The sequence below is a fragment of the Clostridium sp. JNZ J1-5 genome (assembly GCF_053901425.1).
This window is the reverse complement of the sequence record NZ_CM132773.1, coordinates 1,174,784-1,197,055: the sequence shown is the minus strand read 5'-3', so window position 1 is coordinate 1,197,055 and position 22,272 is coordinate 1,174,784. Positions and strand designations below refer to the sequence as shown.

At 29.2% G+C, this 22,272-nt stretch carries 20 protein-coding genes and 1 other annotated feature; of the genes, 14 read left to right on the top strand and 6 right to left on the bottom strand.

Features of this window, described 5'->3' with window-relative positions; translation table 11 throughout:
* Nucleotides 1–146: 146 nt before the first annotated feature.
* Nucleotides 147–527 (bottom strand): DUF4363 family protein, encoded by a 381-nt coding sequence (locus ACWW38_RS05720; protein WP_456259844.1) that lies wholly within the window; start codon nucleotides 525–527, stop codon nucleotides 147–149.
* A gap of 29 nt (nucleotides 528–556) precedes the next feature.
* Entirely contained in the window at nucleotides 557–1,234 is a 678-nt protein-coding gene (locus ACWW38_RS05715; protein ID WP_456259843.1) for a YetF domain-containing protein, read from the bottom strand.
* A gap of 193 nt (nucleotides 1,235–1,427) precedes the next feature.
* Between ACWW38_RS05715 and ACWW38_RS05710 the strand changes: the two genes are divergently transcribed.
* The 3 genes from ACWW38_RS05710 (at nucleotide 1,428) to ACWW38_RS05700 (ending at nucleotide 4,600) form a co-directional block, all read left to right on the top strand.
* The gene (locus ACWW38_RS05710; RefSeq protein WP_456259842.1) at nucleotides 1,428–3,086 is read left to right on the top strand and encodes a nucleoside kinase; all 1,659 of its coding nucleotides are present in this window, start codon (nucleotides 1,428–1,430) and stop codon (nucleotides 3,084–3,086) included.
* 78 nt (nucleotides 3,087–3,164) lie between these two features.
* Nucleotides 3,165–4,217, top strand: coding sequence for a calcium/proton exchanger (cax, locus tag ACWW38_RS05705; RefSeq protein ID WP_456259841.1), 1,053 nt, complete (start codon nucleotides 3,165–3,167; stop codon nucleotides 4,215–4,217).
* 53 nt (nucleotides 4,218–4,270) lie between these two features.
* The gene (locus ACWW38_RS05700) at nucleotides 4,271–4,600 is read left to right on the top strand and encodes a hypothetical protein (protein ID WP_456259840.1); all 330 of its coding nucleotides are present in this window, start codon (nucleotides 4,271–4,273) and stop codon (nucleotides 4,598–4,600) included.
* 22 nt (nucleotides 4,601–4,622) lie between these two features.
* Here ACWW38_RS05700 and pssA read toward each other — a convergent pair whose 3' ends face one another.
* A complete protein-coding gene (pssA, locus tag ACWW38_RS05695) occupies nucleotides 4,623–5,135 on the bottom strand; it encodes a CDP-diacylglycerol--serine O-phosphatidyltransferase (RefSeq protein WP_456259839.1) in 513 nt (170 codons plus the stop codon).
* A gap of 172 nt (nucleotides 5,136–5,307) precedes the next feature.
* Here pssA and ACWW38_RS05690 point away from each other — a divergent pair, with 172 nt between their 5' ends.
* From ACWW38_RS05690 to ACWW38_RS05680, 3 genes are all read left to right on the top strand, one after another.
* The gene (locus ACWW38_RS05690; RefSeq protein ID WP_456259838.1) at nucleotides 5,308–5,736 is read left to right on the top strand and encodes a CBS domain-containing protein; all 429 of its coding nucleotides are present in this window, start codon (nucleotides 5,308–5,310) and stop codon (nucleotides 5,734–5,736) included.
* 273 nt (nucleotides 5,737–6,009) lie between these two features.
* The gene (locus ACWW38_RS05685) at nucleotides 6,010–6,912 is read left to right on the top strand and encodes a YegS/Rv2252/BmrU family lipid kinase (protein ID WP_456259837.1); all 903 of its coding nucleotides are present in this window, start codon (nucleotides 6,010–6,012) and stop codon (nucleotides 6,910–6,912) included.
* A 59-nt stretch (nucleotides 6,913–6,971) separates the two neighbouring features.
* Entirely contained in the window at nucleotides 6,972–7,622 is a 651-nt protein-coding gene (locus tag ACWW38_RS05680) for a hypothetical protein (protein WP_456259836.1), read from the top strand.
* Nucleotides 7,623–7,624: 2 nt separating this feature from the next.
* Here ACWW38_RS05680 and ACWW38_RS05675 read toward each other — a convergent pair whose 3' ends face one another.
* On the bottom strand, nucleotides 7,625–9,475 hold the full coding sequence (locus ACWW38_RS05675; RefSeq protein WP_456259835.1) for a YgiQ family radical SAM protein: 1,851 nt from the start codon (nucleotides 9,473–9,475) through the stop codon (nucleotides 7,625–7,627).
* Between the two features lie 584 nt (nucleotides 9,476–10,059).
* Here ACWW38_RS05675 and ACWW38_RS05670 point away from each other — a divergent pair.
* The 7 genes from ACWW38_RS05670 (at nucleotide 10,060) to ACWW38_RS05640 (ending at nucleotide 16,967) form a co-directional block, all read left to right on the top strand.
* Entirely contained in the window at nucleotides 10,060–11,322 is a 1,263-nt protein-coding gene (locus ACWW38_RS05670) for a magnesium transporter (RefSeq protein ID WP_456259834.1), read from the top strand.
* A gap of 168 nt (nucleotides 11,323–11,490) precedes the next feature.
* Entirely contained in the window at nucleotides 11,491–12,207 is a 717-nt protein-coding gene (gene sleB, locus ACWW38_RS05665; RefSeq protein WP_456259833.1) for a spore cortex-lytic enzyme, read from the top strand.
* A 176-nt stretch (nucleotides 12,208–12,383) separates the two neighbouring features.
* Nucleotides 12,384–12,636: a binding site (T-box leader), on the top strand.
* A 55-nt stretch (nucleotides 12,637–12,691) separates the two neighbouring features.
* Entirely contained in the window at nucleotides 12,692–13,270 is a 579-nt protein-coding gene (gene epsC / locus ACWW38_RS05660; RefSeq protein WP_456259832.1) for a serine O-acetyltransferase EpsC, read from the top strand.
* 28 nt (nucleotides 13,271–13,298) lie between these two features.
* Nucleotides 13,299–14,279 (top strand): tRNA epoxyqueuosine(34) reductase QueG, encoded by a 981-nt coding sequence (gene queG, locus ACWW38_RS05655; RefSeq protein ID WP_456259831.1) that lies wholly within the window; start codon nucleotides 13,299–13,301, stop codon nucleotides 14,277–14,279.
* 42 nt (nucleotides 14,280–14,321) lie between these two features.
* Nucleotides 14,322–15,023, top strand: coding sequence for a lysophospholipid acyltransferase family protein (locus ACWW38_RS05650; protein WP_456259830.1), 702 nt, complete (start codon nucleotides 14,322–14,324; stop codon nucleotides 15,021–15,023).
* 105 nt (nucleotides 15,024–15,128) lie between these two features.
* The gene (nth, locus tag ACWW38_RS05645; RefSeq protein WP_456259829.1) at nucleotides 15,129–15,782 is read left to right on the top strand and encodes an endonuclease III; all 654 of its coding nucleotides are present in this window, start codon (nucleotides 15,129–15,131) and stop codon (nucleotides 15,780–15,782) included.
* A 33-nt stretch (nucleotides 15,783–15,815) separates the two neighbouring features.
* Nucleotides 15,816–16,967, top strand: a complete 1,152-nt coding sequence (locus ACWW38_RS05640; RefSeq protein WP_456259828.1) for an NAD(P)-dependent malic enzyme — start codon at nucleotides 15,816–15,818, stop codon at nucleotides 16,965–16,967.
* Here ACWW38_RS05640 and ACWW38_RS05635 read toward each other — a convergent pair whose 3' ends face one another.
* A complete protein-coding gene (locus tag ACWW38_RS05635; protein WP_456260422.1) occupies nucleotides 16,968–19,196 on the bottom strand; it encodes a PAS domain S-box protein in 2,229 nt (742 codons plus the stop codon).
* A gap of 291 nt (nucleotides 19,197–19,487) precedes the next feature.
* The gene (locus tag ACWW38_RS05630) at nucleotides 19,488–20,528 is read right to left on the bottom strand and encodes a M42 family metallopeptidase (RefSeq protein ID WP_456259827.1); all 1,041 of its coding nucleotides are present in this window, start codon (nucleotides 20,526–20,528) and stop codon (nucleotides 19,488–19,490) included.
* 118 nt (nucleotides 20,529–20,646) lie between these two features.
* Here ACWW38_RS05630 and ACWW38_RS05625 point away from each other — a divergent pair, with 118 nt between their 5' ends.
* On the top strand, nucleotides 20,647–22,023 hold the full coding sequence (locus tag ACWW38_RS05625; protein WP_456259826.1) for a VanW family protein: 1,377 nt from the start codon (nucleotides 20,647–20,649) through the stop codon (nucleotides 22,021–22,023).
* Nucleotides 22,024–22,272: the final 249 nt, after the last annotated feature.

Here is a 22,272-nt window from a genome sequence, read left to right as displayed (position 1 = left end):
TATGTAGGACTATATTTGCCCACAGGAAATATTGTTTTTTCATTTTATATTATACCTTAATATAAACATATTTACTATACTACCTCTGTATAATATGACTGCTATAAAAAATTATACCTGTTATTAAAAATTATACTTAAAAATCACTAAAAAACATTTGCTAAAGTTACTTTTTCTACATCTAAAATTTCCTCAATAAGAAATTTTATTTCATGAATTAATGCAAGGGATTCTGATTTATCCTTATATTTAATGTATTGTGTTAATTTTAGAAGCTCACTATTTATAGAATCAACATGTGTGTGGTTTATAAATACAGAAACTGTTTCTGAATCTTTATCCCATTCTTTTATAAATTCCATAGAAGCCTTATATGCTTCATCCCAAGACTCTTTAGAGATAACATCTTCCATATAGTTAACTTTTTTGGTATAATGATCAATCCTTTTATTAAGATAATTTATAGAAAAAATCATAGAAATAATTAAGACAAAGAATATTACAAGTGAAGCTATTAAATTTTTCATTTTATTACAGCCTCCATCTTCCTATGCAATTATTTTTCATCTTTACTTTGACAATAAAAATTTCCCATTGAATCTAATATGGCTATAAAAACCTTATCTGTAGATTTTATATTATTGGCACGTAATTGAAGATTAAGCCAATTTAAATCTTTATTAGCCAGCTTTAAGTTTTGCTTATTTATTTTGCCATCTAAAATTAATGTTATGGGAAGTTTTTCCTCGTCAGATACTATCTGTAAATCTTCTCTGGTTACAGGAGTAGCTGCACTTTTAGGGATTATTGATAATTGCCCGCTAGTTTCTAGTATTGCATACTCTATATCTGAGATATTATAGTATCCATTTAATCTTAATTCTTCTATCAAATCGTTAAAACTTAGTCTTTGATTACGCAATTCTTTTATGTCAATTTTACCTTTTCTAATTATTATGCTTGGAATTCCTGTTATAATGGCACTAGCTTTTTCGCTTTTCAGTTCTAATATAGTTATTATAGATTGAAGTATAAGTAAGGTAATTATAGGAATTATGCCATGTATTAGAGGAATTCTAAGATCCTGCATAGGAAGAGATGCTAATTCCGATATCATTATGGCAATAACTAATTCAAAAGGCTCAAGCTCTCCTATTTGTCTTTTACCCATTAAACGCATTGTTAAAACTACCACGATATATAGGATAACTGTCCGGATCATCACTATAAACATTAATATATTCCCCTTTCAAGTACTTAGTTTTATCAAAAATCAGAAAATTATAAGTGGAATAAGACACTTTTATATAACCATAGGATATAATGATAATATGACTAATTTTGTCTTAATAAATTATAATAATAGATGAGATGTTAAAGATTATAACTAAGACGTGAATTGAGTATTGTTCACTGGGAGGATTGCTATGGATAAATTAAATGTGACTTTAGAAAATGGTGAAAAATTACTTGTAGATAGAGAAACGACTTTATATCAAATAATAAAAGATAATAGGTTAAAAAATTATAGCAATTGTGTTTTAGGAAAATTTAATGGAGAGTTATGTGAACTTAATTATAAGGTAAAGGAAGATGGGAAATTTGAACCAATAAATCCTTCGGAAAAAGTTTCAATAAATGCTTATATAAGAACTCTTAAGTTCGTTTTAATAAAAGCGGTGCAAGATCTGTATCCTAAAGCAGTAGTTTCTATAGAACATTCTTTGAGTAAAGGCCTCTTTGGAGAAATATACAAGGAAACACCTCTTAATAATGATGATATATCAAAAATAAAAGAGAGAATGCAGCAAATAATTGATAAAGATATAATAATTAAGAAAATATCTATTAGTAAAAACGAAGCTATAAATATATTTAAAGAATATAACATGGAGGATAAAGTGAAAATTCTTAACCATGTAAATTCTGATACTGTAAAACTTTATGAATTAGATGGCATATATGATTATTTTTATGGTTCTATGGCATATTCTACAGGTATTTTAAAGACATTTGATTTAATATATTATTCTCAAGGCTTTATCTTAAGGACTCCTACTGAAGAGAATCCTTACAAGTTACCAGAATTTATAGAACATAAAAAGTTGGCTAAGATATTTTATGAAGCTGAACAGTGGGCGAAGATTCTAAATATATCTAATGTAGGTTCATTAAATGATAAGGTTGTAAGTGGTGAAATAGTTGACATGATAAGGATTGCAGAAGCTCTTCATGAAAAGAAAGCTGCATATATAGCGGATATGATAGAAAGTAAAAAAAGTGTAAAAATAATTTTGATTGCAGGTCCATCTTCTTCAGGAAAAACCACTTTTACAAGAAGACTTGCTATACAATTAAAAGTTAACGGATTGATGCCAGTATCAATTTCACTAGATGATTATTTTGTAGATAGAGAAAAAACTCCAAAAGATGAAAATGGTGAATATGATTTTGAGTCTATTTATGCTTTAGATTTAGAACTATTCAATAATAATTTAAGCCAGCTTTTAGAAGGAAGGGAAGTTGTGGTACCTCAATTTGATTTTTTAACAGGCAGTAGAAAATGGCATGAAAAACCATTAATACTTCCAGATAACGGTGTGATTTTAATAGAAGGTATTCATGGACTAAATGAAATTTTAACATCCTCAATACCAAAAGAAAATAAATTTAAGGTTTATATAAGTGCTTTAACACAGCTAAATTTGGACAATCACAATAGAATAGCTACAACGGATGTTAGAATGGTGAGAAGAATTGTTAGAGATTATCTATCTAGAGGCTACAGTGCAGAAGAAACATTAAAAATGTGGCCGTCAATAAGAAGAGGAGAGGAAAAAAACATATTCGTTTTTCAAGAAGAAGCGGATGTTATGTTTAACTCCAGCTTAATATATGAGCTTTGTATACTTAAAAAATACGCAGAGCCAGAACTTCAAAAAATAACTGCTGATAGTCCAGTTTACTATGAATCTATAAGATTAAAAAGTTTCTTAAATCTTTTTAAAGATGTAGATGGAGATTTAGTTCCTGATAATTCAATACTAAGAGAATTTATAGGAGGAAGTTGTTTTTATAAATACTAATATCAAAAATGTAACCACTTTTACAATGAAGCCATAAACTAGAAGAAGGCTAAATACTAGAGTAGGGCAGGTGGTTACATGAAAAAGAAATATATATTCTTGATATTAGCTATATTATTGTTATTTATAAATACTTCTTCTAATTTAATTAATACTATAGTTTACTCTATAGGAATAATACCACTGGCAATATTACTTGGAGATCTAACTTCAAAATTATCCCAATATATTGGGGAAAAAAGGGGAGGACTTTTAGCTGCAACTATTGGTAATTTTCCAGAGTTAATGATGGGGGTATGGTCTATAAGTTTAGGAATGATACCAATGGTTAAATCTGCATTAATAGGTTCTATTATAAGCAATATGCTTTTAGTTCTTGGAGTATCTATATTTTGTGGTGGAGTTAACCACAGAGAGCAGAGATTCAATAAATTAATAGCAAGGACAAATTTTAACATGCTTCTTCTAGCTATGTCAGCTATGGTAGTAATGTTATCTATAGACAGCTATAGCAAAGTAAGTAGTGGTGTTATGTTTTCAATAAGTATAAAGGTTTCAGTAGTATTAATATGTGTATATATATTAGGACTTATATTTTCACTTTATACTCATAGTAATCTTTTTGTAGTAAGCGAAGGAAAAGAAGATAGGATTATAAGTATTGATGATAAGAAAAGAAAAAAGGCTATAGTGTTAGAGATAATAATTAATTCAGCCTTATTATTTTTAATGAGTGAAAAACTTATATTAAATATAAATGAATTAGTTAATTATCATAATTTATCTCAAGAATTTATAGGAATAATACTAATTCCTATATTAGGTAATATAGGTGAAAATGTTGCTGCTATAATGTCTGCAGCTAAAAATAAGATAAACATGAGCCTGGAAATAGCTATAGGTTCAAGTATCCAGATAGCTCTTTTTGTTACACCTTTACTTATAATTTTTTCCTATTTTTCTGGAACACATATGAATTTTGTTTTTAGTAATTATCAAATAATTATGAGTGCTATTGCCATTGCAATGTCTTTCTTTGTGTTTCAAGATGGGAAAACCTATTGGCTTGAAGGAGCAATTTTAATAGCTATATATATTATGATAACTATGGGATATTATTACTTGGTATGAATTTATAATTATTTTAATATAATTATTATGATATTAATTCATAAGGTGATTAGTTGGGAAACAGAAAAGTTATACAAACATATTATACTGATGTAAATAATTTAGCTGATATGCTGGGTAAACTAGTAAATTCCTACAGGCTACTTATAGGTGGTGCGGATGAATTAAATAAAATAGCTCTATCTAATAAAGGTCAAGTAAAGGATGCTCTAAAAAGAGCCAATAAGCTAGGTGATGTAATAGATGAAATCATAGATATATTAGAAAAATCTAGTTATAATTATGTTGATTACTGTGAATTAAAATCAGAAGTTCTTAAAGATAAAATTAATATGGAATCTATAGTTACAGAGATACAAGAAGATTTAAGTTTTAAAGATTAAAAAAAGTGTGACCGAGAATTAGTCACACTTTTTTAATCTTTAATTTGCTAATCATAAGATAAGATAAGATAACCATAAGAATACTTGTCATTAAGATATTAGAAGTATTTTTCATAGTTATAAAAGAATATAAGGACATAACCATACCTGCTACAGTTATTGGTATTCCCATAAATGAACCATCAAACTCAGTAGTATTATATCTTGCTAGTCTATATGCACCAGCTAAAGGAAATACTAGTACTAATAGATATCCTAATATTCCTAAATCCATAAGGTTATATAGATTAAAAACTAAAATTGCGGGTGCAACACCAAAAGAAACCAAGTCTGCAAGAGAATCTAATTCTTTTCCAAGTTCTGAAGATGCATCTAAAAATCTGGCTATTCTTCCATCATATCTATCCATTATACCTGCTAATAAAATAAATATACAAGCTGACTTGTAATCTCCTTGAAATGTCATAATAAGAGATAGCAGACCGCAAGCAAGATTTCCTAAAGTAAAAGCATTTGGCACTGCGCTTTTTGCCATTATAAAATCACTCCTAAATAATAATCCGTAGAATTAAAAACAACAATTCATTTATTTAATAGTACTTATTATTATATTATATATTATTTTGGACAAATATTTAAGTCTAAAAAAAATTTTTTATAAATATTTAAGAACTTTTGGGTAAAAATAAATTTAGGAGGTGCTTCAAATGGAAATAAAGAATATAATGACAAAGAATGTTGCCACTATAAACCCAGAAGATACAGTTGAACGTGCTGCCCAAATGATGAAAGAACATAATGTAGGTTCTATACCGGTTTGTAGAGGAGAGGAAGTAGTAGGAATAATTACAGATAGGGATGTTGCTTTAAGATCTGCTGCTGAAGGACAAAATGTACATCAGCAAAAGGTAAAGGACATAATGACATCTAATCCTGTAATAGGTACACCAGAAATGGATGTTCATGAAGCGGCTAGAATAATGAGTGAGAGACAAATAAGAAGGCTTCCAGTAGTAGAGAATAATAAAGTAGTTGGAATTGTTGCATTAGGAGATTTAGCTGTTGAGCCGAACTTTTCAAATGAAGCAGAAAGTGCTCTAAGCAGCATATCAGTACCTGCTAGCCCACAAATATAAATATATTTGTTTAAAATATTCCTACAGGATAATTAAAATATACAAGATTAATTAGGAACCTATGAACTTACATATATCATAGGTTCTTTTTATTTGTATAAGTATAATAAAAAATGAATTATTTTCAAATTTATTGTTAATATAGATTTTATATATTGCATATAATTTGTTAATTTATTATATTAGGATTATAATAATTTAAGACAGAAATTATAATATAAGCATTATTATTCTAATTAATGATGTTTGATGAATTGATAGGAGAAATTATATATGAATAAAGTAAAGTTCATTTACAATCCTTATTCAGGTGAAAATACGATAGTAACTGATATTGACAAAGTTATAATGGTTCATCAAAAATATGGTTATGTTGTAGAACCTTTTAGAATTAGTAGAGAGTATGAACTAGATCAGGCATTTAAAAATATTGATGATAGCTTCAAATATATATTAATTGCTGGAGGAGATGGAACGGTAGATAATGTAGTAAACTATATGAAAAAGTTAAACATAGATATTCCTATAGGAATCCTTCCTACTGGAACAGCAAATGATTTTGCAAAATTTATTGGGGTTCCATTAAATGTAGAAAGAGCTTGTGAACAAATATTAAATAGTGAACCTGCTGATATAGATATTGGAAAAATAAATGATAAATATTTTGTAAATGTGGCAAGTACAGGACTATTTACTGATGTATCACAGAAAACAGATGTGAATCTAAAAAATACTATAGGAAAATTAGCCTACTATGTAAAAGGAATAGAACAAATTCCTAACTTTAGAAAGCTTAAAGTTAAAGTTACTTCTGAAGAAATGGAGTTCTGCGGAAATATGTATTTGATGCTTGTATTTAATGGCCAAACTGCTGGAAATTTTAATTTAGCCTATAAAGCAGATTTAGCTGATGGAATGCTAGATGTAATAATTGTAAAAGCTGGTATGATAACAGATATAATTGCTTTGTTTATAAAAATGTTAAAGAGTGAACATTTAGAAGACTTTAAAGGTCTTATTTATTTCAAAACAAATAAACTTGTGATTGAATGTGATGAAGATATAGTTACAGATATAGATGGAGAGAGAGGACCAGATTTTCCAGTTACAATTGAATGTATTAAAGGCGGGTTAAAAGTTTTAGGAGTCATAAACACAAATAACGAAAAAATGTGAATAAAGAATAGTTAAGAATAATAAATATAGATAACAACAATTTTAATGAGGAGAATATGTTGAAACCTTATATTTATTTGGTACTACTATTATTTATGATACTCATTACATATGAAGGATTTAAAAGAGTTCTTAAATGTGCTCCAATTAAAATGAAGGTAATTTGTGCTGGAGTTTTTATAGGGGTAGGGATTAGGTATATAACTCTATTAGTTATATTTTTACTCAATAGTGTAAACTATGTATATCTGACAAAGCCGTTATATTTTCTAAATCTTATATGTATTCCTATAGGTGCCTTAGTTACTATTTATATATTAATAAGAGATGATAGAATAAACTTTTCCTACATGTTTCTTATAAGCGGAATTTTTATAGGGTTTTACGTATATTTAATTTATAAGTATCCAATAGGAGTAAAGGTTAGTAACTTATATGGATATTATATGGATTTTATAAATGCCACCTATGTATATATTGTTTATATGTTACTTAATGTAATATTTATAATTTTAGTTATAGCTTATTCAAATAAGAAAATATATAGAATTGGAGTTATATTCGTAGTAGTATCATCTTTGTTCTTGATTTTTGAAACTATGCTGAACATTACAGGAAAAGGCATATTTGAAAATATAATTATTAGTGATATATTATGGATATTAACATTAAACTACGGAATAAGTAGATTAAAAAAGCCAGGAAGATAATGTTATCTACCTGACTTTGTTTTCTTTTTAAAATTTTTATGCTTTGATTTTATTTGCCTTGGCGGTATTAAGCAGTTTTTACCAAAGCCAATTAAGTCTTCTCTTCCAGCTTTGATAAGAGCTTTTTTTACTAAGTTATAATTTTCTTCTTTTGAAAATTGAAGTAAGGCTCTTTGCATAGCTTTTTCTTCAGGAGTTTTTGGAACATAAACTTTTTCTCCTGTAAGAGGGTTTATACCTGTATAATACATGGTGGTAGACAAGCTACCTGGGGTAGGATAAAAGTCTTGAACCTGTTCAGGGGTATGACCCATTTGCTTTATGTAAATGGCAAGTTCAATTGCAATATTTAGATCACTGCCAGGATGACTTGAAATAAGATAAGGTACTAAATATTGCTTTTTACCTAATCTTTTATTTGTTTCATGATACTTCTTCTCAAAAGCTTCATAAACTTCATTTTTAGGCTTTCCCATTAGCTTTAAGACCTTATCATTTATATGTTCAGGTGCAACCTTTAGTTGCCCGCTTACATGATACTTACATAGTTCATTAAGAAAACTATTATTTTTATCTGCCATAATGTAATCAAAGCGTATTCCAGAACGTATAAATACCTTTTTTATTCCAGGTAGATTCCTGACCTTTCTTAACATCTCTAAGTATTCACTATGGTCGACCTTTAAGTTTTTACAAGGAGAAGGGAAAAGACATTGTTTGTTTTTGCATACTCCTTGCTCTTTTTGATGTTCACAGGCTCTATGTCTAAAATTTGCAGTAGGGCCTCCAACATCATGAATATAGCCTTTAAAATCACTTAGAGTAGTTAAAAGTTTAGCTTCATCAAGAACAGATTCCTGACTTCTATTTTGTATAGTTCGGCCTTGATGAAAATTAAGGGCACAAAATGAGCAACCTCCATAACAACCCCTATGACTTGTAATAGAAAATTTAATTTCGTTAATTGCAGGTATTCCGCCTTTGGATTCATATATAGGATGATAAGTCCTGGTATAAGGCAAGCTATAAACTTCATCCATCTCAGTTTCGGATAGTAATTCTTGAGGTTTATTTTGGATAATATATCTATCTCCATGTTTTTGCGCTATTATTTTGCCGTTAATGTTGTCCTGTTCATAATATTGTATTTTAAAGCTTTCTGCATAAGCTTTTTTACTATCAATACAGGATTCATAGGAAGGAACTTCTATATAGTTATTTATATTTTCTAGAGTATTGGCTGCATAAACAGTTCCGTTAACCTTAGTTATATTTTTAATATCCATTCCATACTTTAGTAGATTAGCTACTTGAACTACAGTTTTTTCACCCATGCCATATATTAGTAAATCAGCTTTAGAATCTATTAAAATGCTTCTTCTAAGCTTATCCTCCCAATAATCATAGTGAACAAAACGTCTTAAACTAGCCTCTATTCCGCCTATTATTATTGGAACACCTTTATAAGCTTCGCGAGCCTTATTGCAATATACAATTAAAGCTCTGTCAGGTCTATGGCCTATTTCACCACCTGGTGAAAATAAATCAGTATGTCTTTTCTTTTTAGCAGCGGTATAATGATTTACCATAGAATCCATATTGCCTGAATTAATCAAGAAAGCATATTTGGGCTTTCCAAGGATTCTAAATGCTTCTACGTCCTGCCAGTTAGGTTGAGCTATTATGCCTACACTAAATCCTTCATGTTCTAGTACACGGCTTATGATTGCTGTTCCAAAGGAAGGATGGTCAACATATGCATCTCCTGTTATTATTATAAAATCTAATTGTTCTATATTTCTTTCCTTTAAATCTTTTTTATTAATAGGTAAGAACTTTTTGTTTAATATCATATAAAATGTACCTCCAAATCTAGTAATAATATTAACATAATGAAGATAAAATATAAACAAAGGGTTTTACCTATTTAGATATGCAAGGTATGGTAACTATTCACAAAATTTTTATAAATACAAATAAGTATTATCTCAAATAATTGAGAAAAACAGTGAATTTTCATTTTAGAGCCAATTATATTCATATAAAGAAACAATTTTGATTAAATTCATTAAATATGGTTGCATTTTGCCGCGCATATAATATAATTTATATTAGAAGGTATATTATATATTTATGTTAATAATTAAATTATGTAAACATTATTTAAACTTCATTTATGAAATTAGTAATTAGTTTAAAATGATGCTTAGAGATTTTTTATTGAAAAGAGGTGGGATAGATGGAAGGTGGTCCCCTTAGTAGGAGATCAGATGAATTTTCAAAACTGAATAACTATACAGAGGAAGCCCGGCATAGGTTAAAAGTTGACAGTTGAGAGTTGATAATTATATTAAATTTTTTTAGTAACTGTCAATTGTCAACTGTCAATTTTTAACTTTAATATAGATTTCCTCTGTATATCAAAGGAGGAATATCCATGAAGAGGCTTAATAGTTTCTATTTAAGTGAAGCACTCCATAGAGATATTTATGACGAATATGGTGATTGCATAGGTAAACTAACAGATATATACGTTACTACTGGAGATGGATATCCTAAAGCTATAGGATATAAAGTAAAAAAAGGCGGAGAAGTATATAACTATGAGTTTAGAAGTGTTGAGTTTAATGATGATAATGGAAAGATGCAAATAAATGCTAGAGGAGTAAAGGATATAATTCCTAGAGCATATTCTTATCTTTTATCAAAACACTTATTAGACAAGCAAATAGTAGACGTTAATGGCAAAAAAGTGGTAAGAGTAAATGACTTAAGGATTGCTAGTATTTCATCTGAAATACGTGTAATAGCAGTAGAAACTGGTATTTTAGCTTTAAGTAGAAGATACGGTTTAGATAAAATTGTAAAGTTATTATGCAAAATATTAAAAAAGCGTCCAAACAATAAAATAATAATGTGGGATGATGTAGAATCACTAGAAATGGTAGAAGATAGCTTAAAAATATCAGTACCATATAAAAAAATATCCGAGTTGCATCCTGCTGATATTGCAGACATACTTGAAGAAGTAGATTTAAAATATAGAAATAAAATTTTTGAAAGCTTAGATAAACATCTAGCAGCTGATACTCTAGAAGAAATAGATCCTGAAATACAGGTAGATATATTGGAAACTATGAATCAATCTAAGGTATCTGATATACTAAACAACATGTCAAATGATGAAATAGCAGATATTCTAGAAGAATTAGATGAAGAAACAGCAGAAAAGTTACTAATGAATTTGGAAAGTGAAGATGTTGAGAAGGTTAGAGATCTTATGAAATATGAGGAAGAAGCTGTAGGTAGCGTAATGAATACAGATTTTGTAGCCTTCAATGTAAACATAACTACAGGAGAGACTATAGAACTCCTAAAAGAAATACACCCTGAAGATAAGATATCTCATTATATTTATATAACTGATGAAAATGAAAAACTTCAAGGAGTAATATCTCTTAATGAGCTGGTGTTTTCTGATGTAAATGCAAAATTAAAAGATATAATGGATACAGAAGTTATAAAATTAAATGACGATGAAAATTTGGATTCGGCAATTAGAAAATTTGTAAAGTACGATCTTATAACAATACCAGTTATCGATTCTGAAGAAAAATTACAAGGAATAGTAATTATAAATGATATTATAGAAGAATTGTTTGAAGAAAAATGGAAGAAAAAATTAAAAAAAGCAGTTTAAAATTAAGTTAATTATCTAAAATAGAGCTTATGCATGGTCAATGCTAGCTCTATTTTTTTATTAGGTTATAATAAATCATATTTTTACTATAGTGTATTTTTTACAAAGTTGCACAAAATATATACAACACCGTTATCATATATTTAAGTTTTTAGGAGGAGACTGCTAATGAAGAGCAAGCTAGGTTGGAAAAAGATGGGAGTAGTTGTTATACTAATATTATTTTCATATGTTAGTGTATCAAGTTTTGTTATTCCATATTGTAATACTATTAAAACAGCAACCTATCGTTATGGCTCAAAAGGGGTAATTGTTACAGAGGTACAAAGAAGATTAAAAGCTTGGGGGTATTATAAAGGTGATTTAGATGGTGCATATGGATATGAAACTTACCTTGCTGTAAAGGAATTTCAAAGAAAAAATAACTTATCAGTTGATGGTATAGTTGGAGATCAAACCTTAGCAGCATTAGGAATTTATGCAGGGCCTTCAGATACAGGGTCACAAACAAATTCAAATGTAGCATCATCAAACAGCTCAGATGTGCAATTACTTGCAAGACTTATAAATGGCGAGGCAAGAGGAGAGCCATATGAGGGGCAAGTTGCAGTTGGTGCTGTTGTACTTAATAGAGTAAAACATCCTAATTTCCCTAATACAGTTGCTGGAGTTATATATCAACCTGGAGCATATACAGCAATAGTAGATGGGCAAATACATGCAGAGATGGAACAAGATTCAATTAGAGCGGCAAGGGATGCTTTAAATGGATGGGACCCTTCAGGTGGAGCAATTTATTATTTTAATCCAAATACGGCTACAAGCGCTTGGATATGGTCTAGACCTCTTATAAAGGTTATAGGAAATCACAGATTTTGCAGGTAAACAGCTCAGATAGGTTAAATTTAGTGGAAGCAGAAATAATGCTTCCACTAAATTTATATTTGCACATAATAGCTCCTTAATTTAATAAGAAAAAATATTTCTATATTATATTAAAAATCGTTGACATTTTATTTCCCAATCCATATAATAAAAATATAATCCTTAGTAAAATAGTAGGAAATGCAGTGAAGAAGGAAAGTAATATAAATTAGGATATTCAGAGAGGAAATCATATGCTGTGAGATTTCTATATCAGATTTATATGAAGTGCCCTTTGGAGTTTTGCACCGAAGTAATAGTAGGCTGCAACGGTCTTACCCGTTATAGTAATAGAGCATTTAAACTAGTTATATACGATAGTGCTCGAAACAAGTTGGGATTTTTTTATCCAATTAGGGTGGAACCGCAGAGTTTAGCTTTGTCTCTAGATGTTTAGAGATGGAGCTTTTTATTATTTTAGAAATAATTTTGTGGAGGGTAAAAGATGGTTAAATTTATTAGAACGCTTAAATATGATATAGACAATATATTAAAGAATGATCCGGCAGCAAGAAATAGATTAGAAGTATTATTACTTTATCCAAGTGTTAATGCTGTAATACATTATAGAATAGCACATGTATTTTATAAGAAAAAAATGTTCTTCTTAGCAAGGCTTATATCTCAGTTTGCTAGATTTATCACTGGAATAGAAATACATCCAGGAGCAACTATAGGCAAAGGATTATTTATAGATCATGGTATGGGAGTAGTAATTGGAGAGACATCTGAGGTTGGGGATGATGTAACATTATATCATGGGGTTACCTTAGGAGGAACAGGTAAAGATAAAGGTAAAAGACATCCTACAGTTGGAAATAATGTTATTATAGGAGCTGGAGCAAAGGTACTTGGACCTATACGTATAGAAGACAATTGCAAAATAGGCTCCAATTCAGTGGTGCTTAAAGATGTCCCAAAAGATTCTACTGTAGTAGGTATACCAGGTAAGATAGTAAATAAAAAGGCTAGTGCACTAATAAAGATTGAGGATTATGGGAAAAAAGAACAATGCATGGAATGATTCCTTCTAGAAAGGTATTTGGATTGATATGGATAGTAAGGAAAAGATATTAGGTTATTGTAATGACTTAGGAATAGATCTTGTTGGATTCACAAAGTGTAGAAAGTTGGAAGAACTTAAAGATTTCTTTTTAAAAAGAAAAAATTCAGGATTAGAAAATGAATTTGAAGAAAAAGATATAGATAAAAGAATAAATCCATTCATTTATATGGAAGACGGAAGAACTATTATTTCTATAGCATTTCCTTATATGCATGAAAAATATAATAGTTCTTCTATATATTTTTCAAAATATACTCTTGGTATGGACTATCATAAAGTTGTTTCAAGTTATTTAGAAAGAATATGTAATTTTATTAGTAGCTTAGGTGGAAAAGCAAAATATTTTGTAGATAGTAATGCCCTTCCAGAAAGATATATTGCCTATCTATGCGGGATTGGGTTTAGAGGGAAGAACAATTTAATTATAACTAAAAAATATGGTTCTTATGTATTTTTAGGTGAAATAATTACAGATTTAGATATGGAAAGCGATATACCGAAAGAATCAGAATGCGGAGAGTGCGATTTATGCTTAAAGTCATGTCCTACAAAAGCAATAAATAAAGCTAAGAGTAATCCAAATATATGTTTATCTTATATAACTCAAAAAAAGGAGTTAGAAGATTACTGGCTTTCTAAATTTGGAGGAAGGCTATTTGGATGTGATACATGTCAAAATGTATGTCCATATAATATGGAAATAGGTTATTCTGAAATTAAAGAATTTAAACCTTTTGATTTTATGAAAAATATTGATCATGAAGAATTGCTGCATATGAGTAAAAAAGAATTCAATGAAAAGTATAAATTAACATCCTGTGGTTGGAGAGGAAAAAATGTAATTCAAAGAAATGTTTTAATCAACTTATTCAACTTAGATAAAATACAAAATAGAGAAAATAAAAGTTTTAAATCCCCATATTTACAGGATTACTATAATAGACTTTTGAAAATTTCTAAAATATGATGTATTATATATACAAAAGGATAAGAAGGGTGGAACAGATGCATGATATCTCCAGCTATGACACGTATTATAGGGCACCTTCCAAAGGGGTTAATTAGATATCTATCTACTAAGATATTAAACGGGTATGTTAATAAGTATGCAAATATAAATGTAAAAAATGAAAATAATCTAAAAGATATAAAAGGACCAGTTATATTTATATGTAACCATTTAAGTAATTCTGATGCATTAATATTAGATAGAGTTCTTAAAGATAAAGATGTAACTTTTGCAGCTGGTGTTAAATTAAATAGTAATTCACTAACCAGTCTTGGTCTAAGTATAGTTAAAACTACTCCAATCCGTCCAAATTCTGCGGACAAAGAAGGAATTAAAAAAATTATAGATATTGTAAAGAGCGGTGGAAATGTTTTAATATTTCCTGAAGGGACAAGAAGTAGGACAGGAAAAATGATAAAGGCTAAGAAAGGGATAGTTTTAATTGCAAAGCTCTGCAAGGTCCCTATTGTACCTATAGGGATGGCAGGAACTGAAAAACTTTTACCAATTAACTCAGAGGGTAAAATGGAAATGGAGAAATTTAATTATGCAGATATTCATGTGAATATAGGCAAGATGTTTGACCTTCCTAAAAGACTTGAAGGGGAATCTGGTAAAGAATATGATGATAGAGCAATAGAATTTTTAATGAGAAATATATCTGAGCTTTTACCAGAAAATTATAGAGGAGAATATCTATAGAATAGATAACTATAAGTAGAGGAAGTTTTACAGATAAATCTCTACTTTTTTATTATATAATGGGAATAATAATAACAGAGTTTATTTTTAAAATTTAAATAAATTATGCAGGTGATAAATTTGAAAAAAGAGCATATGAAAAAGGTTATAGAAATATTAGAGGATACTTATAAGGGTGCAAAATGCGGCTTAGATTTTGAAAATCCTTATGAATTGCTAGTATCTACTATTCTATCTGCACAATGTACAGATGAAAGGGTAAATCAAGTAACTAAGGAACTTTATAAAGAATATAATACTCCAGAAAAAATGGTCAGTCTAACAGAAGAAGAATTGGGAGAAAAAATTAAAAGCTGTGGATTTTATAAGAATAAAAGCAAGAATATATTAGCCACATCAAGAGCAATTTTATCTAAACATGAAGGAAAGGTCCCTAGCACTATGGAAGATTTAATTGAACTTTCAGGAGTTGGTCGAAAAACTGCAAATGTAGTATTGTCAAACGCTTTTGGAGTTCCTGCTATTGCTGTAGATACTCATGTATTTAGAGTGTCAAATAGAATAGGAATAGCTAAAGGTAAGAATGTAGATGAGGTGGAAAAGCAGCTTATGAGGAATGTACCAAAAGAAAAATGGAGTGACACTCACCATTATCTTATTTGGCATGGAAGAAAGATATGTAAGGCTAGAAAATCTCAATGTGAAATTTGTCCTGTTGCACCGTATTGTGAATATTTTAGTGGGAAAAATGATGATTAGATAAGTATTTAATAAAGTTTTAGGGGGATTAGAATGAACATAAAAGAAGAAGCTTTAAAAATGCACAAAGAAAACAGAGGCAAGTTAGAAGTAAAAAGTAAGGTCCCAGTAAACACAAAACATGATTTAGCTGTTGCCTATACTCCAGGAGTAGCAGAGCCTTGTCTTAAGATAAAAGAAGATAAATCAAAGGTTTATGAGTATACAATGAAAGGAAACACAGTAGCTGTTGTTACTAATGGAACAGCAGTTTTGGGTCTTGGGGATATAGGACCTGAAGCTGGTTTGCCTGTTATGGAAGGAAAAGCTGTATTGTTTAAAGAGTTTGGAGGAATAGATGCATTTCCTATATGCATAGATACTAAAAATCCAGACAAAATTATTGAAACTGTCAAATTAATAGCACCTTCTTTTGGAGGTATTAATCTTGAAGATATAAAGGCACCTGAATGCTTTTATATAGAAAAAATGTTAAAGGAACAGTTAGACATTCCAGTATTTCATGATGATCAACATGGTACAGCTATAGTTGTTTTAGCAGGCCTTTATAACGCTATAAAATTTGTTGGTAAAACTCTTGAAGAAGTAAAAATAGTTATAAATGGAGCAGGAGCTGCTGGAATTTCTATATGCAGGCTATTATTATTAGCAGGTGCGAAAAATATTGTTATGTGCGATAAAAAAGGTGCATTAGTAGAGAATGAAGAATGGTTAAATGAAGCACAAAAAGAAATTGCAAAAATCACCAACAGAAACTTTGAGAGAGGATCTATTGAAAATATTATAAAAGGAAAAGATGTATTTATTGGAGTTTCAGGGCCAAATGTATTAAATGAAGATATGGTTAAATCCATGAATGAAGATAGCATTATCTTTGCTATGGCAAATCCAACTCCAGAAATTATGCCTGACATAGCTAAAAAGGCAGGAGCCAGAGTAGTGGCAACTGGAAGATCTGATTTTCCAAATCAAATAAACAATGTTTTAGTATTCCCAGGAATATTTAAAGGAGCTCTTGAAGTTAAGGCTAGAGAAATAACTGATAAAATGAAATTAGCAGCTGCTAGAGGAATAGCAGAACTTATAAATACTGAAGAGTTAAATGAAGAATATATAATACCTGATGCATTGGATAAAAGAGTATGTGATGCAGTAGCTATGGAAGTGAAAGGAGCAGTTGTTTAACTAACAACTGCTTAATAAATTATTCAAAGCATTACTTAATTCTTCGAGAGTATATGGCTTATTTATAACTCCTTTAAACCCATGTTTTTCATAGTTTGCCATAACTCCACCGGAAGAATATCCACTGGATACCAAGGCTTTGATTTTAGGATCAATTTTAATTAGATGCTTTATTGCTTCTTCTCCTCCCATTCCACCAGGAATTGTAAGATCCATTATTATTGCATCAAATGGTTCATTAGAAAACATAGAATTTTTATATAAATTTATAGCTTCTAAACCATCTTTAGATAATTCTACTTTATATCCTAAATGAGTTAACATTGAGTATAAAACTTCTCTTATTTCCAATTCATCATCCATTACTAAAATTTTATTTTTGCCGTGGACTAATATACTCTTTGGCTCTTCAATTTCTATTGGAATACTATCACAGGCTGGTATAAAAATATGAAATACTGTACCTTTACCAACTTTAGATTTTGCAATAATGTGTCCATTATGTTTCTTTATTATAGAATAAGAGGATGTAAGTCCAAGCCCACTGCCAGTTTTTTTAGTTGTAAAATAAGGGTCAAATATTTTTAATAAATTACCTTCACTTATTCCGTAACCTTGATCTTTTACTGATATTTCTATGTATCTTCCTGCAGACAATCCCACTATTTCATTGTCTGTCAAAGTTATATTTTTAGCTTTAATAGTAAGCATTCCTCCATTAGGCATAGACTGACAAGCGTTTATAACAAGATTGCTTATAACTTGGCTTATTTGGCCAGTGTCCACTTCTACAGGCCATAAGTTTTTAGGAAGGGATAAATGGCACATTACATTACTTCCGCTTAATGCTAAATCAGAAGTTTCTTTTATTAAGTTATTTATATAAGTTACTTTTTTTATTGGATTGCTTCCCTTAGCAAAGGTTAAAAGCTGCTTAGTTAAGCTTTTAGCCTGAAAAACAGTTTTTTCAATATCTGATAATTTTTTAAAGATTCTATCATTAGAATCTACACAGGTTTTTAGCATTGATATGTTACCTAATATTATTGTTAATATGTTATTAAAATCATGGGCAACTCCTCCTGCAAGAGTACCTATGGAATTAAGCTTTTCTATTTTTAGAAGCTCCTCATCTACTTGTTTACGTTTAGTTATATTTCTTACTATTGATACAACCTCATTACTAGATATAGGTAGAAGTCTAGCCTCAAAATATTGAAGACCTTTTTTTACATTTAATTCATATTCAAAAATAACTAATGATTTAGTTTTTAAAGTCTTTAATATTGCAGATTTAAATTTAACGCCTAAAGCATTAGGATGAATGTCTTCTATATGACGATTAATAAGCTCTTCCTGAGGTGAGATTAAATCATCTAAATCTTCTGATTTGCAATCTAAGCATATTCCATCTCTATTAAATCTAAAGTAAATATCGGGCAGTGCCTTAAAAATAGATTCAAACTCCAAAGTTTTGTCAATTAAGCCTGTTTCAGCCACCTTTCTTTGGGTTATATCTACTCCAAATTTTATATATGACCAATTAGATATATTTGAGATTGCAGATGTTGAAAACCAAGATATAGTTTTCTTACTTCCATCTTTACATATTATATCTGATTCAGCATCCTTATAAATTAAACCTATGGATTCATATTTTTTAAATATAAATTCCCTATATTCTAGATCAGGATACAAGATCTCAGACCATCTTTTATAAGAATTAATTTCTTCCTTTGTATAACCAGTTACATTTTCGCACTCTTTATTCCATAAAACAACGTTATTGTTGTTATCAAAAACACTCATCATAACAGGCATATTATCCAATATAGAACTAAGTTGTTCCTCACGCTGTCTTAATGAAAGTTCTGCTTTTTTTTGTTCAGTTATATCATATAGTACTATAGTAATTAGCTCTAAAATATTTAAGTTATTAAATATTTTATTAATTTTAATTTGGAAATATAATGTCCCATTTAAAAGTTCAATTTTTTTTTCTAAATTTAATGATTTTAAATTGCTATGGACAAAATATTTTAATTCATCATAGAAATAGATAATAGAGCATATATTAATTTCATCTTCAATATCAGTAGTAAAATCTAGTTTTTTTAATAAATTTTTAGAGGATAAATTCATTTTTTTTATATTGCCATATGTATCAACTACAAGTACGGGTATGGGCAAGTTTTCTAAAATAGCTAAACAAGAAATATTATTATACATATCCAATTGGAGTACCCCCTTGTACTAAAGTGTATTATTTGAAATGTTAATACAAATAAAAAACTTATAATAAGATACAATATTCGAGTAAAGTTTCAAAAATCCTGCCTATTTATACTCATGATTACAAAAATTACATTTTATATATGTTTAGGATTTTACATCCATGAAATTTTTACAAAATTAAAATAAAAAGAGAGTACTAAGAAATATGAAGTACTCTCTAAAGAATATTTAATTATTATTAGTATAATAATTATTCGAATTTTACCTAAGTAACAAAATTGTAACTTATTCTACTCGACAATAATTTATAATTAAATCTAGTGTTGCTAAAATAGAATCCATATGAGTTCTTTCATAAGCATGAGATGCAAAGACTCCAGGGCCAATCAAGGCAGTTCTAATATCCCAGCCGGCTCTGAGAGCTGCAGAGGCATCTGAACCATAATGTGGGTAAGTGTCTATTTTATAGTCTATTTCATGTTCTTTGCATAAGGCTACAAGTTTTTTTCTAAGCTCATAATCGTATGGACCAGAAGAATCTTTTGCACATATGCATACACTATATTCAGAAGAATTTTGTCCAGGACCAGGTGCCCCCATATCAACTGATATAAATTCTTTAGTTTCTAGAGGGATAGACGCAGAAGCACCATGACCAACTTCTTCGTAATTGCTTATAAAAAAGTTAGTTGTAAATGGTATCTCTATATTATTATTTATAATATAATTTATAGAATATAAGAGGATAGCTACACTTGCTTTATCATCAAGGTGTCTGCTTTTAATAAATTCTTTTTCAGTAATGATGTTTCTAGGATCAAAGGCAATAAAATCACCTACGTTGATACCTAAGTTTTCTACATCAGCTTTAGAGAAAACTTTTTCATCTAAGATGATTTCCATGTTTTCGGGAGTTCTTTTAAGATCTCTAGCTTCATCACCGCTTATATGGACAGATGGTTTAATTGTTTGAATAGTTCCTGTGAAGGATTTATCTTCAAGTGTAAATATAGTGCAGTTTTCACCTTCGATGGAATTTCCCATAAAACCTCCTATTAAGGTTATAGATAATCTTCCATTGGATTTAATTTCACGAACCATAGCACCTAGAGTATCAACGTGTGCAGAAAAAGTTCTTTGGTAAGAATTATTTTTACCTTTTAAGGTAGCCAAAATAGCTCCCTTATTCGTAATAGTATATGGAACCTTTAAAACATCAAGCTCTTTTTTTATATAATCAGCTATTTTGTAAGTATAGCCGGAAGGACTTGGTGTTGATAATAGGTTTTCTAAATAATTTATAATTTTGGTTTTGTCATAGTTCATAATATCACTCCTTAAAAAAATTTTAACATAGTTCTGTGGCATATCCAATGAAAAACATTCCATGTGTTTTTATTTTAGGTTTTGTAGTATAATAAACAAGAAAGAGGGGAGAAGCAGAATGAGTAGAAGTAAAAACAACAAAAACAGGAGAAAAGACACAAAAAAAATAAGAAACTTAGTTTTTGCAATCTTTTTACTCCTAGTATCTGTTACTATAAGTTATGTATACTTTACTGCTCAAAGGTATAATAACGTAATGTTTCCTGGGCTGAAAATCCAAGGAGTTGACCTGTCTGGAAAGACAAAAGAAGAATCTATTAAAATATTAAGAGAAAAATATGGAGATGCTATTCTTAATAAAAAAATTATAATTAAAGCTCCAAATAGGAATTATACAATAGGTTATTCGGAATTAAATGCCCAATATAATATTATTGATACTGTAAATAAAGCATCAACTTATGGTAAAGATCTAAACATATTATCTAAATTTAAAACAATTAAAAAACCTGTAGAGAAGCAGTATAATCTAGAGTTTTCTTATAATCATAAGCCTTTAGATAATGTTGTGAAAGAAATGGAAAAAAACATAAATAAAAAACCTAAAGATGCAACTATAAAACGTGCCGGAAATGGCTTTCAAACAACACCAGATGAAAAAGGTGCAGAATTAGAAAGTGATAAGTTAAAGAAAGAAATTATTTCTAAAATAACTGAAAATCCAAATAGTGATATAGTTATAAATGCTCCTATAAAAGTATTAAGTTCAAAAGTAACAGAGAATAGCTTAAAATCAATAAATTCTAAACTAACTTCTTTCTCAACTAACTTTAGTACATCTTCAGAAGGAAGATCAACCAACATTAGTATTGCAACTCAAAGTATTAATGGTAAAGTAATAATGCCAGGGGACACATTTAGTTTTAATGAAGTAGTTGGAGAAAGAACAAAGGACAGAGGATATAAGGAAGCAGGAGTAATAGTAAACCAAAAGTTAGACTCAGGTCTTGGCGGAGGGATATGCCAAGTTTCTTCAACACTATACAATGCATTACTACAGGGAAACATAAAAACTACAGAGAGAGTACATCATACTTTCCCTTCAAGTTATGTTAAAATGGGATTAGATGCAACAGTTGATTGGGGAAATATAGACTTAAAGTTTAAAAATACTTTTAAATATCCAATATATATTGAGGGATATACAGCGAATAAAAATATCTATTTTAATATTTATTCAAATTCAGAATTAGCTAAGAAGTCATATACTTTAACCTCAGAAGTTTATAGCACAATTGAACCAACAACAAAGTATATCGATGATCCTAATTTACCAGCAGGACAAACAGAAGAGGTAAAAAAACCTCATACTGGATATAGGGTGAAAGTATATAGAAATGTTTACGAAAATGGAAAATTAGTAAATCAAGAATTAGTTTCAAATGATTATTATGTACCAATAAATGGTGTTATAAAAAGAGGTACAAAAAAATAGTTTTAAATTATTGTTTTAATATTTATTTAAGCCAAGAAAGCTGATATAAGTGATAACTATATCAGCTTTTTTATTGTATAAGCAAACTTATAATAAATATCTATGTTATAATATTGTTTATCTGATGACTCTAACCACATTATAATTCACTGTTACGTAAACATAAAGATAGGGTCAGGAGTTGCAATTAATATATTGGTTACACTAAAGATGTTGAAATGCTAAACCAATATAATAACTAATATTGCT